Source organism: Psychroflexus sp. MES1-P1E (genome assembly GCF_002836055.1).
Taxonomy (GTDB): Bacteria; Bacteroidota; Bacteroidia; order Flavobacteriales; family Flavobacteriaceae; genus Psychroflexus.
In genome coordinates, this window is record NZ_PJBS01000056.1 from 1 (window position 1) to 298 (window position 298).

1 tRNA gene is annotated in these 298 nt (G+C 35.2%); it reads right to left on the reverse strand.

The features are described 5' to 3' along the window. Nucleotides 1-208: 208 nt before the first annotated feature. A tRNA-Ile gene (locus CXF67_RS00305) sits at nt 209-282 on the reverse strand. Nucleotides 283-298 lie beyond the last annotated feature (16 nt).

Sequence of the window (298 nt, forward strand, 5' to 3'; positions counted from 1 at the left end):
CAACCCCTTATCAATCTCCAAAAGGGGATAAATAAAAACCATTTACATAAAGTAGATGGTGGGGTATTGCTGTAATATCTAAAACCAATTAGATACTACTTGTTTTATATTATAAGTTGATGCCTATTGTCTTTATGACTGTTTACATTATATGCATCCTGTCAATATGACTAAAAAATAATCTCAGATAAACTCCCTTCGACTTAAGTAGTCTCAGGCAGACTCGAACTGCCGACCTCTACATTATCAGTGTAGCGCTCTAACCAGCTGAGCTATGAGACTGTAGACCTTATAATAA